Here is a 17,782-nt window from a genome sequence, read left to right as displayed (position 1 = left end):
ATTAGTCCTCAACCTTGAGAATCGCCATGAATGCTTCTTGCGGGATCTCTACGGAACCGACGGACTTCATGCGTTTCTTACCGGCTTTTTGTTTTTCAAGTAATTTACGCTTACGAGAAATATCACCACCGTAACATTTTGCCAAAACATCCTTACGCCAAGCTTTTACAGTTTCACGAGCCACAATTTTTGTACCTACCGCCGCTTGAATAGGAATTTCAAACATTTGACGAGGAATCAATTCTTTCAATTTCTCAGCTAATGCACGACCACGTGTAGCTGCACGGTCTTTGTGTACAATAATGGATAATGCATCTACAGGATCTCCATTTAAGAGAATATCCATCTTAACCATTGGAGATTGTTTATATCCAATCAATTCGTAGTCAAGAGATGCATATCCCTTTGTAGCGGATTTTAATTTATCAAAGTAATCATAAATGATTTCACTCAATGGCAAGTGATAAACGACAGATACGCGTGTTTCATCCAAATATTCCATAGATTGATATTCACCGCGTTTATCTTGAGATAATTCCATGATAGTACCAACAAAATCTTTAGGTACAATTGTTGTAGCCTTTACATAAGGCTCTTCGATATAGTCAATTTCCGTTGGAGGTGGTAATTTAGCAGGATTATCGACTTCGAGCATTTCCCCATTTGTTTTGTACACTTTGTAATTTACAGATGGAGCCGTCGTAATAAGCGTCAAGTTATATTCACGTTCTAAACGTTCTTGAATTACGTCCATATGCAAAAGACCGAGAAACCCACAACGGAAACCAAAACCCAATGCCAATGATGTTTCTGCTTCATATTCTAAGGCAGCATCATTAAGCTGTAACTTTTCTAATGCATCCCGAAGGTTTTCATAATCTTTAGATTCTGTTGGATAAAGGCCACAGTACACCATAGATACAGCCTTACGATAACCAGGCAATGGTTCTGATGCAGGATTATTAGCTAATGTTACAGTATCGCCTACATGGCAATCTTTTACATTTTTGATGCTAGCTGCAATACAACCTACTGAGCCACATGGTAATTCTTGCACAGGTACAAGATTGGGAGTAAAAATACCGAGTTCTGTAACATCAAAGTCCTTTTTATCATGCATCATGCGAATTGTATCTTTTGCTTTTATAGACCCTTCTTTTACGCGGAGATAAGCAATAGCACCTTTATACGCATCAAAACGGCTATCAAAAATCAAGGCTCTTGTTGGCTTATCAGATTTATCTGGTGGTGCAGGAACTTTATTTACAATAGCTTCTAAAATATCAGGAATACCGATACCTGATTTGGCAGAGCATAATACAGCATCAGAAGCGTCTAAACCAATAATATCTTCAATTTCTTGTTTAACGCGATCAGGATCTGCTGACGGCAAATCAATCTTGTTAATAACAGGAATGATTTCAAGATCATGTTCTAAAGCGAGATATACATTTGCCAACGTTTGTGCTTCCACACCTTGTGCAGCATCGACTACGAGTAATGCCCCTTCACAGGCTGCAAGAGAACGAGATACTTCATAGCTGAAATCGACGTGGCCCGGAGTATCAATGAGATTCAAAATATATTCTTCACCGTCTTGAGCTTTATACAAAATACGAACAGATTGCGCTTTAATAGTAATGCCGCGTTCACGTTCAAGGTCCATGGAGTCCAAAACTTGAGCCTCCATTTCACGTTTTTGTAATGTACCAGTATATTCAATTAATCTATCAGCGATGGTTGATTTACCATGGTCGATATGAGCTATAATACAGAAGTTTCGAATCTTTTTCGTTGACATACTATGTAAACAAGTTCAAAGAACTTGTATTCTCCTTTCTAACATACGCGATCGATAACAGCACCTCCCAATAATTGAGTGCCATTATAAAAGGCTACAGACTGACCTGGGGTAATAGCCCGTTGTGGTTCTTCAAAAATAACCTCCATTGTATCGTCATCTAAAATACGTGCTATGCAAGGAGAAGGGTTAGCTGCATAGCGAATTTTTCCTTCTGCCTTCAATTCCTTATGAATTGTATCATCTAAGAAGTTATAGAACTTACAAATCATGCGATTTGTAAAGAGACGTTCGTTAGGACCCACGATGACCTCATTACGATCCCCATTAAATCCAATAACATATAAAGGGTGTTTATATGCAATACCAAGACCTTTACGTTGACCAATCGTATAATTAAATAAGCCGTTGTGCTTACCTAATACCTCACCATCTTCGGTAACGATATTACCAGACTCTGGTTTACCCTTCATTTCTTCGACCACTAGCTTTTGATAGTTCCCATGAGGCAAGAAACAAATATCCACGCTATCTGGTTTTTTAGCGACTGGCAAATCATATTCAGCAGCTAATTTACGTGTTTCAGTCTTACATTGACCACCTAATGGGAACATAAGATGACTCAAAATACGTTGGTTCATATTGTACATAACATAACTTTGATCTTTTGTGGGATCAACACCTTTATGTAACTCATATAGACCTGTTTCTTCATTATAATTTACTTGTGCATAATGACCAGTTACCATATGTGTGGCACCTAATTCAAGAGCACGATTGAGCATCAAGTCAAACTTGATGTTCTTGTTACAAAATACACAAGGATTTGGCGTACGACCATAGGCATATTCTTTTACAAAGTAATCTACTACGTTTTCGTAGAATACATCACGAGCATCGATAACATGATGCTCGATACCAAGAAAATCACACATCTTCTTAGCATCAGTTACGGCAAGAGGCACCTCATCATAGGGCGTACCACTCACCCATAACCATAGGGTAATACCAAATACTTTATAGCCTTGTTTTAATAGCATTGCAGCAGTTAAAGAACTGTCTACGCCGCCACTCATAGCTACAGCGATAACTTTTTCCATACTTTCTCCTTTTAATGATCTCTTGATCATAAAACTAATCAGGGTGAAAGCCTGACGTGTAAAACACTAGTTCGGTGTAAAAGTCCGAGTAGTATTGCTATAAAATTATAGCAACTTATATTATAGCCTAGAAATAGGTATATTGAAAAGATTTGAAATAAAAAGAATCCCTTTCACAAAAGAAAGAGATTCTAAATATTATCTATGTTTTAATAGTTCTTCAGCAGCTCCTAAAATACCAAGCATGGAATGTTCAAATACTAGGCCACCCTGCATGAAAATTGTATATGGTGGACGTATAGGACCATCGGCACTGAGTTCAATAGAGGAACCTTGTACAAAGGTACCACCAGCCATGATGATTTTATCTTCGTACCCAGGCATATCCCCAGGAATAGGATGTACGTGAGCATCTACAGGAGAATAGGCTTGCATACCTACACAGAAATGCTCCATTTCTTCCCCATTTTTCAGATTAATGGCTTGAATCAAATCATAGCGATCAGCATTTACCTTAGGGAATACATCATAGCCTAGTAACTCACCTACAGCAGCCGTATATACAGCACCTTTAAGAGCTTGTAATACTACGTGAGGTGCCATAAATAAACCTTGGAAGAACAAGCGATAACCAGGAGCATATGAACCCATATGATCGCCAAGTCCAGGAGCTGTCAATTGATACGCTGCATCCTCTACAAGGTTTTCTCTACCAACAATATAACCACCAGTTGGTGCTAAACCGCCACCTGCATTTTTAATGAGAGAGCCAGCCATAATATCAGCACCAGCTTCTAATGGTTCTTGCAGCTCTGTAAATTCACCGTAACAATTATCTACGAAACAAATCGTTTTAGAATTTTTAGCTTTTACAGCATCTACAATAATCTTAATATCTGCAATAGATAAAGGTTCACGAGTGCTATAGCCTCTAGACCGTTGAATGACTACTACCCGCGTATTATCGTTAACAGCGTTAGCAATAGCTTCAACATCATAAGTATTATCTTTCAATGGTACCTCAGTATAGGTAAAGCCTTTTTCTACTAAAGAACCACGTACTTCACGAGCGGCACCGATAACGGATTGCATCGTATCATAAGGAGCCCCTACGGCATAGATAAACTCTGTCCCTTTAGAGCCATTTCCCATCAAAGAAATTAATGTAGTAGCTAACGCATGTGTACCAGAAACAAAATGAGGACGAATGATAGCCTTTTCACCTTTAAATACATAGGCAAATACTTCATCTAATTTTTCACGCCCTACGTCGTTATATCCATAACCAGTAGTACCAGTGAAATGATAATCAGATACTTGGCATTCCTTAAAGGCTTCTAATACTTTTTTTGTATTGGCCAATGCAATAGGTTCAAATTTCTTAAATTCTGGTTCAGCCATTTCTAGGGCTTTACTACGTATTTCTTCTAATGTCATGCTAATCCTTCTCTACGGATTAAATCCATAGCTTTATTAAATATAAAATCTTTAGATGTATTGCTATCAATATGTATCCATTCTATATATGGCATACGTTTATACCATGTAATTTGGCGCTTAGCAAAGTGACGTGTATTCTTCTTAATTAAGTCACGACACTCATCTAATATTATATTGCCATTTATATAGTCAACAACTTCTTTATAGCCAATACCTTTAAATGCTTGGCAATCTGGCTTCACACCAAATTTTATGAGTTGTTCCACTTCTTCAATCAAGCCTGCATCAAACATCATATCAACCCGTAAATTGATGCGCTCATATAGTTTATCACGATCTCTCATAAGACCGATAACAGGTCCTTTATAGGATACACCATCTTTTGTCTGATTTCGCAACGAATCTACATCACCATGATGTAATATCTCAATAGCTCGATACAAACGATGTTTGTCGCTATATTGTATCTCTATATTATGCTCTTTACCTAATGTGAAAGCATAGTCTCGTAAGCCTTCAATACCTTTTGTACTATAGATCTCATCGAGTTCTGCTCGCAAATATTCGTCAGGTTTAACATCATTAAAGTTGTAGTTCTCCAATAATGATTGGACATACAGTCCTGTACCACCAGACAGAATAGGAAGAATATTTCTATCTTTTAATCTTGCAATTATTTCTTTAGCTTGATTTTGAAAAATAGATACCGAATATGAATCATTTGGTTCCAGTATATCGATGAGATGATGTTTCACCCGATTAAGTTCATCCACCGATGGTTTAGCGGTACCAATATTAAGTTGTTTATAAACCTGGTAAGCATCACCAGAAATAACCTCAGCATGTAGCTGTTCTGCTAATTCCAAGGTAAGATCTGTTTTGCCTACCGCAGTAGGTCCAACGATGGTAATTAAGGGATTCACAATAACTCCTTCATATATATTCCATAACCTATACGGCTATATTTTCCCCCCACCCATTGGTGAGGTGGATATTTCTGAAAGACAGAACTAAATGGTCGTTCTTTAATAATAACACCATAAGAGGCAACACGCATAGCTTCCTCCATAATTTTATCATCAATACGACTTTCCACAGTATGTCCACGAAGTGGTTTAAATTGAGGACTATCCTCTACAGGGACCTCAAACATAGGATCAAAATAAATAATATCTATACTTTCATCTGGTAGATTAGGTACATAGTTTTCAAAGGTATCATAACTTACCTCAATACGACGTAATGCGTCCGTCACACTTTTCACATTATGCGAATAATGAGATAAACCATAAGATGTGGCAAGCCATATAGATAGAGAACCTTCTAGACCTTTTATTTTAGCCTGAGGAAAAGCATAGCTCATGACGATACTGTCACTACCAAGACCAATTGTACAATCAAGAAACGAAAATTCTTCTTTATCAGTTATTTCATTAGTACTTAGTATTGTCTGAACAGCATTAATTAAATGATCTCCTTCTCCACGTTGCAAACGTAGTATACGTAATTGAGCCATGGATAAATGAAAGCTATGTTGCTGATTATCAGGAAAATGAATAGTTAAGCCATTACCAGAAAGAACAGCAATAAAATCACATGGATGAGCATTAAATAATGCTGGTATAGATAATTTTCCTCTTTTTATATAGGCCATATGCATAGAGGAAGCCAAAGCTTTGGCTTCCTCTTGAATGGCCTCATTAGATTTTTGAGCTGTAGTTAATATATTCATATTAAGACCGTAAGAATAATTTACCTAATTCATCAGGTGTAAATTTGATAATCGTAGGACGACCATGAGGACATACATATGGTTTTTCGGTACTAAATAAGTCCTCAATTAAGGTAGTCATTTGATACATATTTAAATTATGACCTGCCTTGATGGCCCCTCTACAAGATGCATAAGCTAACATTTCATGTCGTAATTGGGCCTTAGTAGGCTGTTGATGATCATGTAAGTAAGAGAATATATATTGCAGAATTTCAAATGCTTTTGACTCTACTAAATCTACTGGAGCCCCTACTAATTTTATCTTAGTAGGACCACCTAACTCTACATCAAAGCCAAGATCAAGTAATGTTTCTCGTTCTTCCTCTACTAAATTCATTTCATCATTTGTGGTCTCACTATACTGAGGAACCAAAATAGATTGCATAGGAATCGATTCAGAAGACTTACACAACTTATCATAACGCACACGCTCATGTGCAGCATGTTGATCTATGATATATAGATCATCACCTTTTTTAGCTAATATATAACAAGATGCAACTTGACCCATTGGTAAAAAGCCCGAGTTTTGAATTGTACGTTCTTCTATCTCTTCGTTACGAATATCGTGAGACAAGGATTTAAACTTCTCTACATCTTCCGAAGTATAACTAGTGTATGCAGTAGGAACAGCTTCAAAACTTTCATCTACAAAAGAGGATTGTTCATAAGTAGCTTTAGGTGCAGGTGGTGTATACCCCTTTGTTTTAAGATTTTCCACAAACTGCGAAGTTTCACCGCGCATGACTTCATAGCCTTTTGTACGGCGTCCACCAAAAACCTTATCATAATCTATAGCTGTTGCTATATGTTCAGCTGACTGCATCGAATCGTGTACAACAGTAGGTGCTTGATAAGAATCATAAGTAGTATTACCAGCTAAGAATGTACTATTAGAACTAAAATTCTTAATATCACTATTACTATTACTATTACTAGCAATATCATTACCATATTTATCGGATATGTTAGCAACTGTACCAGTCATATAAGATGATGACTCTCGTTCGTATCTCTCATGGAGTGGATTATTTAAAGCATTTAAGATACCGTGATATACGGCTTTAAATATAATCTTATCATCTGAGAATTTAACTTCACTCTTGCGAGGATGTACGTTTATATCAACCATTCTCGCAGGCACAGTAATATTTAGTACCACTAAAGGATGACCATTTTTCGGCAATAGTGCATGGTATGCATTATCGATAGCCTTCATTATGGTTTTATCAGAAATCACGCGATTATTGACGATAATGGTCTGCCATATCCTTGTACTTTTAAGAAGTGTGGGCTTACTCACTACGCCATCGATATAGATAGAATCACTTTCATAAGCAACAGTAAAAATATCATCTTTGGTTTTATATCCATATAGCGCAGCTACAGTATCACTAATATCGCCATTTCCTGGTGTGATAATAGCTACCCGATCATCTATGATAAGCTTAAAAGAAATATGTGGATTACTTAGAGCTAATTTCCCTACAATATCTTGAATTTTAGAGGCTTCTGTACGCTCCGTTTTTAAGAATTTACGACGAGCCGGCGTATTATAAAATAAATCTTTAATTTCGATAGTTGTACCAGGTGCCGCACCATAAGGAATGCAATCGGTAAAAGTGCCGCCATCAACAGTAATACGAGTCCCCAAATCAGAGTCTGCTTTACGAGTAGTCAAAGAGAAATGAGATACAGAGGCAATACTAGCCAAAGCCTCCCCACGGAAGCCTAGGGACGCAATATCAAAGAGGTCCTCTACTTGTTGAATTTTAGAGGTTGCATGACGTAGAATCGCCAAGCGAGCATCTTCCTCCGTCATACCGATACCATTATCAGTAATCCGCATATAGGCCACACCGCCTTCACCAATTTCAACCTCAATATTAGTGGCAGACGCATCAATAGAGTTTTCAATGAGCTCTTTAATAACTGATGCGGGACGTTCAACGACTTCACCGGCAGCTATCTTATTGATTGTCGTTTCATCCAATACGTGAATGGTTGCCATTATTTCCCGCCTCCTTTACGAGCCTCCTCTTGTAGTTCATATAATTTATTTAATGCTTCAATTGGAGTCATGCTCATTACATCGACTTCCAGTAAGCTATCTACTACGGAATGGGTAAATAAATTGCCTAGTGGAGAATCACTAACTTGCTTAACCGCTGGTTTTGCCACATTAGTAAGTTGAGCACCCATAACTCGATTATTTAAGTCACTTGCATCATGACTTTGATCTTCCAAGGATTCTAAAATCACTTCAGCTCGTTTTAATACAGAGTTAGGTAGGCCCGCCAGTCTGGCAACATGGATACCATAACTGCGATCTGCACCACCTTTAATGATACGACGCAAGAAAGCAACATCTTTCCCTTTTTCTTTAACTGCAACGGTATAATTTTTTAATTTACTATAGCTTTCTTCTAAGCAAATCAATTCATGGTAGTGCGTTGCAAATAAAGTCTTGCTATGAATGTGCTTACAAATATGTTCCACTACGGCTTGTGCGATACTCAAACCATCAAAGGTACTCGTACCCCGACCAATTTCATCGAGAATAATTAAACTATTATGAGTAGCATTTTCTAAAATATACGCTACCTCTTTCATTTCTACCATGAACGTGCTTTGACCAGTAGAAATATCGTCGCTAGCACCGACACGTGTAAAAATACGATCCACAGGTGAGATAGACGCTTCACGAGCAGGGATAAAGGAACCAATCTGTGCCATAATCATTAAGATAGCCGCTTGACGCATGTAAGTAGATTTACCTGCCATATTAGGGCCTGTAATGAGTAAAAATTCTTCTTCATCATGATTTAAAACGATATCATTTGGTACGAATACCTCACGTTTTAAGAACTTTTCAATAACAGGATGACGACCATCACGAATATTGATTTGACCATTCATCACAATAGTTGGACAAATATAGTTTTCTTCGTATCCAACTAATGCTAATGAGCATAATACATCAAGGTCTGCAAGAGCACGAGCCGTTTCTTGCACATCTTTGATAACGAGTTTAATATCATTACGCAATTGTTGATATAGTTCGTGCTCTAAAGCGATGATTTTATCTTTTGCGCTGAGAATTTTAATTTCAAACTCTTTTAACTCAGGCGTAATATAGCGTTCAGCATTGGCCAGGGTTTGTTTTCGTATGAAATAGTCTGGTACTTGTTCTGATTTACTATGGGATACCTCGAAATAGTAACCAAACACTTTATTGTAACCAGTCTTAATTTTTGAAAGCCCTGTAGCTTCTTTAATATCCGCTTCCATCTTAGCAAGCCATTGCTCGCTATTAGTCGCTAAAGAACGTAGCTCATCTAAATCAGCATTAAATCCATCTTTAATAACACGACCGTCTTTTAATGTCAACGCTGGTTGCTCTGCAATAGCTCGACATAATAAGTCATAAATATCTTTATGATCTTGCATGCGCTCATTAATAGATGTTAAAGCTAGACTTGAACATGTACCTAATACATTCTTAATATCAGGTAGAACTGCTAATGACTCACGAAGAGCCGTTAAATCTCTGGGAGACACAGATCCGGTTTCAACACGACCAACGATGCGTTCAAAATCGTAAATACAATCTAAAAAGTTACGAATATGAGAACGTTCAGCACCGCGTGTAATAAGTTCTGAAACGGCTGCTTGACGACGTTGTATTTGATTTATATCAGTTAATGGACTTTCAAGCCATTGTTTTAAAAGGCGTGCCCCCATTGGTGTCAACGTACGATCTAGTACATCCAGTAAAGTACCTTTTTGTCCACCATCGCGTAAATTATGAGTAATTTCAAGGTGCCGCAAAGAAGATGTATCAAGAATAAGGCGATTACCTACACTTAATTGATGTACATAGTTGATATGAGAAATTTCAGATTTAATGATATCCTCTAAATATAAAAGCATATAACCTAATGCTTCCCATACATCCTCTTCCATAAGGCCTAAATCACCGAAATGAGTTACAGCTTTTTCAGCTACTTCACGTTGTGTATAGTATGTAGAAAAAGGAGAAAATACGACATTACTAAATTGATTTTCAATAAAATCCTGAATATCTTGCGGTAATATCGTTCCTTCAGGCAATATGATTTCACTTGGTCTATACATGCTGAGTGCATCGTACATATCACTGCGTTTTTCACAATCAGTAATGCGGTGCCAAATAACTTCCCCTGTAGATACATCAGAAAACACAAGAATCCACATATCTTTTACCATATAAAATAATGATAAAAAGTTATTTGACCGTGCATCGTTACCATTTTCTGTCATCACTGTACCAGGAGTAACAACTTTAATGACATCGCGCTTAACAATGCCTTTAACTGCTTTAGGATCTTCTAGTTGTTCACAGATAGCAACTTTATATCCTTTTTTTACAAGCGTTTCTATGTAGCTTTCAGCCGCATGAAAAGGAACGCCACACATCGGTGTGCGTTCCTCATCTCCTGTAGGACGACCTGTTAAGGTAATATTAAGTTCACGTGATGCGACTAAAGCATCCTCATTAAATAATTCATAAAAATCACCTAATCGAAAGAACAATAATTCTTCAGAGTATCTAGATTTAATATCTAAATACTGCTCCATCATAGGTGTTTGCTTTTTACTCATATTCACCTCATATATTATGAGTCATATCACAGATTCCGCTTATATTCGTATATTCCCATACGATTATTAAACAAATATATAAACGGGTATAATAATTTATAAACAATAGGTGCTAAGGACAACATACTTCCTGTAAAATTAATCAATCCAGTCTGTTTAAGCTTAGGATTCATAACTACAATTTCATGACCGTCCTTAGTTCCCCACTGAAAAGAAACATTCATTTTACTAAGCATATCATGTTGTTTAGTGCGTTTCGCCACATATGGAGAAATCATATCAAGATATAACGTAAACTCTTCAAAAGAATCAGTCAGCAAGCCTAAAAACTGCTTCATTTCATCCAATGTAAGATACATAACTACACCTTCACTAACAAGCAGTAGTTTTCGTCCATTTATCTCAATATTTTTAGTCCACAATTCATCAGTTATAGAACTCACTAAATTATGGACTCGTTCATGAGGCTCAAAAAATTGTGTACGTGCTTCAATCACTCCGGCAAAATCGATATTATACCAATCAATATAACCGTTGTCGACTCGATAAAACATAGTATCTAAACCGGCACCTAATGATACGACGATACAATCTGGATATAGAGATATAAAGTTTCGTATCTCTTCATCGATTACTTTTGCTCGTCCTAAAATTCCATAATAAGACATCTTAACATCTTTAAATTGATCAAAATCATAATCAATATGCTTTAAAATATCCCAGGATTTCTGATCCTTTAATACAGATTGATCTGACTCATAATCTTTCGCTCTTGCATATAGTGTCAATAATGCCGTTTCGCCTACAGCGTTTAAATCAAGTTTCATAGTTACACCTTCTTTGTAAAAATACAAAATGTAAATGGTGTTCATACCTATGAATGTCTTCAATATACAACTTTTATATTATTTTATTATTATAACACATATGATTTCTAATCAGCATCTATGGTAAAAAAGAACATCGCCACCACATGTTTAGCAAACTAATTTTAGATAAAAATTCTAACCTTAGAGTTAACATAATAGTGACGAGTTCTTTTTGATTCTAATAGTTTATTTTACAATACTACCATAACAAACCCATGTTTGAGCTTTATCGATATGAGCTGGTACAGTTTGACCAATTGATAGGGAGTCATCCTTAGGGAATAAAACCATTTTATTACCAGATGTACGACCGAACCACATGTCTTCATCACGAGGACTTGGTCCCTCTACAATAATATCAAATACTTGTCCTTCCATAGGTTTATTTAATTCATAAGAGATTTCATTTTGTACATCCATCAATGTTTGTAAGCGAACGCGCTTAATCTCTTCTGGAATTTGATCATCCATAGTTGCTGCTGGCGTTCCAGATCGCTTAGAGTAGATAAACGTATACGCCATGTCATAGCGCACATCTTTTAATAATTGTAATGTAGCTTGAAAATCTTCCTCAGTTTCTCCTGGGAAACCTACAATAATATCCGTAGTCACCACCACATCTTTTATTTTTTCACGGCAATAAGAAAGTAATTCTTTATAATGCTCTACCGTGTAATGACGATTCATTTTCTTTAAAATACGATTGGAACCAGATTGAATAGGTAAATGTAAATGCGTCACAATATTGGATGACCTACCAAGAGCATCAATCATAGACTTACTCATATCTTGAGGATGACTTGTCATATAGCGAATACGTTCTATACCAGGAATACCATCAAGAGCATCAATTAATGTACCAAAATCTGTACCATCTTTAAAATCTAGGCCATAAGAGTTTACATTTTGCCCCAATAAAGTGATCTCTTTAAATCCTTTAACCCCTAGGTCTGTAACCTCTTTAACAATGGCCTCTACAGGACGGCTAATCTCTCTACCACGTACATGGGGAACAATACAATAGGTGCAAAATTTATTACAGCCATTCATAATAGGTACCCATGCATAAAAAGAGCCATTTGGTTTTGCCTCTAATTCAGGCAATACAGAGTTATCCATATCTACGCTGATTTGATGCGTATGTCCATGTTGTACTTCTTCAATCATCTCGTTAATATGTTGAATATTATGAGTACCCAATACAATATCAATATGAGGAGCTCGTTTAAACATTTCTGCTTGATTTTTTTGAGCCATACATCCTGTGACGGCGATAATCAAGTTTTTATTATTACGTTTTAGTCTTTTTAGCTCACCTATACGCCCATAAACTTTAGTTTCTGCATTTTCACGCACTGCACAAGTATTTAGCAGAATTAAATCTGCAGTTTCAACATTCTCTGTTGGTATATACCCAACAGATTCCAGCTGATGCGATAATCGCTCAGAGTCGGCGGTATTCATTTGACAACCATAGGTGTAAATATAATAAGACTTCATTCTAACTCCTACACTTTAACAATCTTACGTTTTGTTTCAATAATATTCTTAACTTTAATGGACATGCGTTCAATAGACATGCCGGTAATATATTCAATTTCATTGCGAACAGATTTTTGTACCTGTTGCATCAACGGTTTAACAGGATATCCATGTTCAATAACTACAGCCATATCAACAACAAGACCGTTTTGACCTTTGTCGCTTTTTTTAAAAGAAATTATACTGGTCTCATCGACACCAGCTACTTTTTTTAACCCATTTCTAATCAATTTAATAATTACTTCATCGTCAAAAGTGAGTCGACCATAGTAGCTAAAAGCAGGCCGTACAACAGAACGTTCAAATCCTTCAGAACCAATTTGACCTAAGGTATCTTGATCTTGTTTTTTCAAAGTCCTGCGGCGCCACATGGTTTTGATTGGATCAATCAAATACCCCCTAAAGTGTGGCTTTAATTCCATAGTCGGCACAGGAATTATATGTTTACCCTCTTTAAGACGTGCATGTTGTGCCTTTTCAATTTCCTTAGGTGTTGCAACATCTTCTATACGAATATATCGATCAGGTTCTTGTAAGCCTAAAGCTTTAGTAATCTTCTTAACCATATTATCAGAAGTGCCGATAATCATAAGCTTATTAGGTTTAATCTTATCTAATTGTTCTCGTACGGATTTAACTTGTACTTCGTCTTGAAAAATAGCACGACGAACAGCTTTTAAACGACTAGACTCTTTTTTTGCAGAAAAGCCAGCTACAATTTTATTATCATGAATCAAAATACCATCATCGATGATACATTCAATTTTATTTTCATGAGCAACTACGAGGGCACGATGACTTTTACCTGTGCCACTACTACCTACAAAAGCAACGACTTCCATAGCCTACCTCGTCATTTATAACAAACTAATAAATTCTGATACATCCTTACCAGATACTAAGTAATCACCAAATCTATCAGGTTTCTTGCCTACAATACCATGGTAATCAGAACCACCAGTAATAAATAGCTTATGCTTTTTAGCGAATTCTTTATATCGCTCCACATCATCATCATTATGCTTTGAGTGATATACCTCCATACCATCAAAATCATAATTTAACATTTCCAACACATATTCATCACTAGTAACCAATTTAGGATGAGCCATAACAGCAAGTCCTCCAGCTTTATGTATAATATCAATAATATAAGGAACCTCTACTTTTACCTTAGGAACATAGCAAGGACTATCTTTTCGAAGAATACCTTTAAATACATCATTAATATCCTTGGCATAACCACCATCAATTAAAAGTTTACCAATATGTGGGCGACCATAAGCTTTAGTATCAGGAAATTGTTTAATGAGCTCTTCTTTTGTAATATAATATCCTTCATTATTACAACGACGGATAATTTCATCGATACGTTCTTCACGTTTTCCTTTAAAAAACGTAATAAAATCGATTAAATCTTTATTATTTTCATCAAAACAATATCCTAAAATATGAATTGACTTATCTTTATAATCAGCACTAAATTCACAGCCATTTACGATTTTAATAGATTCATTAGGATCTAACTTCTTTTGAGCAGCACGCAATGCTTGAATGCCGTCTATTTCATCATGATCGGTTAAAGCCATCATAGATACATTACAGTCTATGGCATGTTGCAATAGATCTTTAGGTGTTTCAACACCATCTGAAAAGATGGAATGCATATGAAAATCTACAAGCATATAGCACCTCCATTCCAAATATTCTATCATTTAATTATGACTTATTTAATCTATTAATTCAAGTTTAGAAAGAAAAATTGCGACCCTAATGAACATTCACTAGAATCGCAATTCTATTATAAGTTTTGAAGCAATTCTGTTACTTTATCAGCTACAGAATCAATAGCACATGGAAGAGCTTCTCCAGACTTACGGATTTGAATTTCTACTTCGTTATTCTCAAGAGTATTTTTACTTACTGTAATGCGAAGTGGATAACCAATCAAATCAGCATCTTTGAACTTAACACCTGCACGATCTTTACGATCATCTAACAATACATCTACACCAGCATTTTGTAATGCAGTATAAATAGTTTGACTAGTAGACATTAATGCTTCATCTTTTGCATTAATTGGGACAATAACTGCTTCAAATGGAGCGATAGAACATGGCCAAATAATACCATTTTCATCGTGATATTGCTCAATAGCAGCAGCTAGTGTACGAGATACACCGATACCATAGCAACCCATAATCATTGGATTAGGACGACCATTTTGATCTAAGAATGTAGCTTGTAATGCTTCAGAATATTTTGTACCCAATTTAAATACTTGACCTACTTCAATGCCTTTAGCATGTTCTAAAGCGCCACCACATTTAGGACACACATCGTCCTTCGTGATCAAACGAATTGGAGCAACAATAATATCTTCTACATTAAAGTCCCGTTTTGGATTAATATTAACATAGTGAGCATCTTTCTTATTAGCGCCACCACAAACATTGTAAGTTTCCATAACAGATTCATCAACAACAATAGCAAAATCTTCTGTTTGTTTTAAACCAATAGGACTGATGAAGCCAGCTGTTAAACCTACTTTTTCTAATTCTTCAGGGGTAGCCATCTCAGGCTCTACAGCGCCAAGAACGGCATGTTGTACAGCGACTTCATTTACTTCATGGTCACCACGAACAATGGCTAATACCACTTTACCATCAATAGAAAATACTACCGCTTTAATAGTTTTATGTAATGGTAAATTTAACATGTCTGCCACAGCTTCAATAGAACTTGCATTTGGTGTATCCACAACAGATAACTCTTGAAGAACTTCTTCGTCTTGTTTCATGATACTAGGCTTGCCGATTTCAATGTTAGCTGCATAATCACACTTAGTACAATATACGATATCAGCTTCACCAGCTTCGGCAATGGCCATGAACTCATGCGTACCACTACCACCGATTGTACCACTATCAGCCTCTACTGGGCGGAATGTAAGACCACAACGTGTAAAAATACGTGTATATGCATCGTACATAGATTTATAGGATTCATCTAAACCGGCTTCATCTACATCAAAAGAATAAGCATCTTTCATAATGAATTCTCGGCTACGCATCAAGCCATAACGTGGACGACGCTCATCACGGAATTTACTTTGAATTTGATATAAGTTGACTGGTAATTGACGATATGAGTTAATCTCATTTTTAACGAGGGTTGTAATCATCTCTTCATGTGTTGGTCCTAGACAGAATTCATTATCATGACGATCATTGATACGCATCATTTCTGCGCCATATGCGTTCCAACGGCCAGACTCTTTCCAAATTTCTGCAGGCTGTAAAATTGGCATCATAATTTCTTGAGCACTAGCACGATCCATTTCTTCACGTACAATAGCTTCAATCTTTTTGATACTTCTCCAACCTAATGGTAAAAAACTATATAAACCATTTGCAGTTTTACGCATAAAACCAGCGCGAAGCATAAGCTGTTGGCTTACTACATCAGCGTCAGATGGAACCTCACGCAATGTAGGTGCATATAATTTAGTGGCTAACATAAAGACTCCTCATCTAAATTTTCTAAATATTGGTCAATTTCTCTAAACAATGTATCTACTAATTCGGCTTCTGGTACAGTCTTAATAACTTTCCCTTTACGGAAAATAATACCTTGACCATCACCACCAGCAATACCAAAGTCGGCCTCACGCGCTTCCCCTGGACCATTTACAACACACCCCATAACGGCAACCTTAATAGGCGCTTTTATGGATGCTAGACGTTCTTCTACAATACTAGCCATATCAAATAAATTTACTTGGCAACGACCACATGTAGGACAAGATATCATAGTGGCCCCAAAATTTCTTAATCCTAAGCTACTTAAAATACTTCTACCTACTTCAATTTCGTGAATTGGATCTCCAGTTAAGGATACCCGTAATGTATCACCAATGCCATCGAGCAATAATGCACCAATCCCCATAGCAGATTTAATAGTGCCTTGTTTAATAGTACCAGCTTCTGTTACACCTAAATGTAACGGATAAGGAATCTTATCAGATAACTTACGATATGCTTCCACCATTAGAGGTACTTCCGTTGCTTTAATGGATAATTTCATTTGACGATAATCGAGTTTTTCTAAAATTCTTACGTGTTCTAAAGCTGTTTCAACCATACCATCCGCTGTAGGATGTCCTCCATGAGCATCGAGAATATGCTTTGGTAAAGAGCCTGCATTAACACCAATGCGAATTGGGATTTGTTTAGGTTTTGCCTTTTCAATAACGGCTAAAACCTTATCTTCACCACCAATATTTCCTGGATTAATGCGCAATCCATCAACATTATTTTCAATAGCTTCTAAAGCTAATCTATAATCAAAGTGAATATCGGCGATCAAAGGAATTGAAATGCCCGCTCTAACAGCCTTTAAAGCCTTTGCAGATGCCATTGTAGGAACGGCGACACGAACCAGTTCACAACCAGCCTCTGCTAAATGATTAATTTCTGCAATTGCCTTCTCTGTATGTACTGGATCCGTAGTAATCATAGATTGAATACTTACCGGTGCATAATCGCCGATTTTAACTGTACCTACATAGATACCATTTGTTGGTTTACGTACAATCATTGTAATCTCCCAT

At 36.6% G+C, this 17,782-nt stretch carries 13 protein-coding genes; all 13 read right to left on the bottom strand.

Annotated elements, in window-relative coordinates:
• Window position 1 precedes the first annotated feature (1 nt).
• Window positions 2-1,801, bottom strand: a complete 1,800-nt coding sequence (gene lepA / locus E7B10_RS01395) for a translation elongation factor 4 (protein WP_316055448.1) — start codon at window positions 1,799-1,801, stop codon at window positions 2-4.
• 38 nt (window positions 1,802-1,839) lie between these two features.
• On the bottom strand, window positions 1,840-2,901 hold the full coding sequence (gene mnmA / locus E7B10_RS01390) for a tRNA 2-thiouridine(34) synthase MnmA (RefSeq protein WP_021148124.1): 1,062 nt from the start codon (window positions 2,899-2,901) through the stop codon (window positions 1,840-1,842).
• Between the two features lie 198 nt (window positions 2,902-3,099).
• Window positions 3,100-4,338, bottom strand: coding sequence for a methionine gamma-lyase family protein (locus E7B10_RS01385; RefSeq protein ID WP_021148123.1), 1,239 nt, complete (start codon window positions 4,336-4,338; stop codon window positions 3,100-3,102).
• Window positions 4,335-5,264: a tRNA (adenosine(37)-N6)-dimethylallyltransferase MiaA gene (gene miaA / locus E7B10_RS01380; RefSeq protein ID WP_021148122.1), complete on the bottom strand. Its 930-nt coding sequence runs from the start codon at window positions 5,262-5,264 to the stop codon at window positions 4,335-4,337. The genes E7B10_RS01385 and miaA overlap by 4 nt, the downstream gene beginning before the upstream one ends.
• Complete coding sequence (locus tag E7B10_RS01375) at window positions 5,261-6,073, bottom strand: class I SAM-dependent methyltransferase (protein WP_021148121.1); 813 nt, start codon at window positions 6,071-6,073, stop codon at window positions 5,261-5,263. Before E7B10_RS01375 ends, miaA begins: the two co-directional genes overlap by 4 nt.
• A gap of 1 nt (window position 6,074) precedes the next feature.
• Window positions 6,075-8,126: a DNA mismatch repair endonuclease MutL gene (gene mutL / locus E7B10_RS01370; RefSeq protein WP_287510705.1), complete on the bottom strand. Its 2,052-nt coding sequence runs from the start codon at window positions 8,124-8,126 to the stop codon at window positions 6,075-6,077.
• Window positions 8,126-10,759, bottom strand: coding sequence for a DNA mismatch repair protein MutS (mutS, locus tag E7B10_RS01365; protein ID WP_077708389.1), 2,634 nt, complete (start codon window positions 10,757-10,759; stop codon window positions 8,126-8,128). The genes mutL and mutS overlap by 1 nt, the downstream gene beginning before the upstream one ends.
• 26 nt (window positions 10,760-10,785) lie before the next feature.
• Complete coding sequence (locus tag E7B10_RS01360) at window positions 10,786-11,586, bottom strand: class I SAM-dependent methyltransferase (RefSeq protein ID WP_004697379.1); 801 nt, start codon at window positions 11,584-11,586, stop codon at window positions 10,786-10,788.
• A gap of 228 nt (window positions 11,587-11,814) precedes the next feature.
• Window positions 11,815-13,128 carry a tRNA (N6-isopentenyl adenosine(37)-C2)-methylthiotransferase MiaB gene (gene miaB, locus E7B10_RS01355; protein WP_004697437.1) on the bottom strand — a complete coding sequence of 438 codons (1,314 nt, stop codon included), beginning with the start codon at window positions 13,126-13,128 and terminating at the stop codon, window positions 11,815-11,817.
• An 8-nt stretch (window positions 13,129-13,136) separates the two neighbouring features.
• On the bottom strand, window positions 13,137-14,012 hold the full coding sequence (locus tag E7B10_RS01350) for an Asp23/Gls24 family envelope stress response protein (protein WP_004695710.1): 876 nt from the start codon (window positions 14,010-14,012) through the stop codon (window positions 13,137-13,139).
• Between the two features lie 15 nt (window positions 14,013-14,027).
• Entirely contained in the window at window positions 14,028-14,855 is an 828-nt protein-coding gene (locus tag E7B10_RS01345) for a PHP domain-containing protein (protein ID WP_004695708.1), read from the bottom strand.
• A gap of 116 nt (window positions 14,856-14,971) precedes the next feature.
• Window positions 14,972-16,690 carry a proline--tRNA ligase gene (locus E7B10_RS01340; protein WP_287510703.1) on the bottom strand — a complete coding sequence of 573 codons (1,719 nt, stop codon included), beginning with the start codon at window positions 16,688-16,690 and terminating at the stop codon, window positions 14,972-14,974.
• Window positions 16,684-17,769, bottom strand: coding sequence for a flavodoxin-dependent (E)-4-hydroxy-3-methylbut-2-enyl-diphosphate synthase (gene ispG, locus E7B10_RS01335; RefSeq protein ID WP_287510702.1), 1,086 nt, complete (start codon window positions 17,767-17,769; stop codon window positions 16,684-16,686). Before ispG ends, E7B10_RS01340 begins: the two co-directional genes overlap by 7 nt.
• Window positions 17,770-17,782 lie beyond the last annotated feature (13 nt).

This window comes from Veillonella sp. (assembly GCF_032470285.1).
GTDB lineage: Bacteria > Bacillota > Negativicutes > Veillonellales > Veillonellaceae > Veillonella.
The sequence above is the reverse complement of the archived record's forward strand: the minus strand, read 5'-3'. Positions and strand labels throughout refer to the sequence as shown.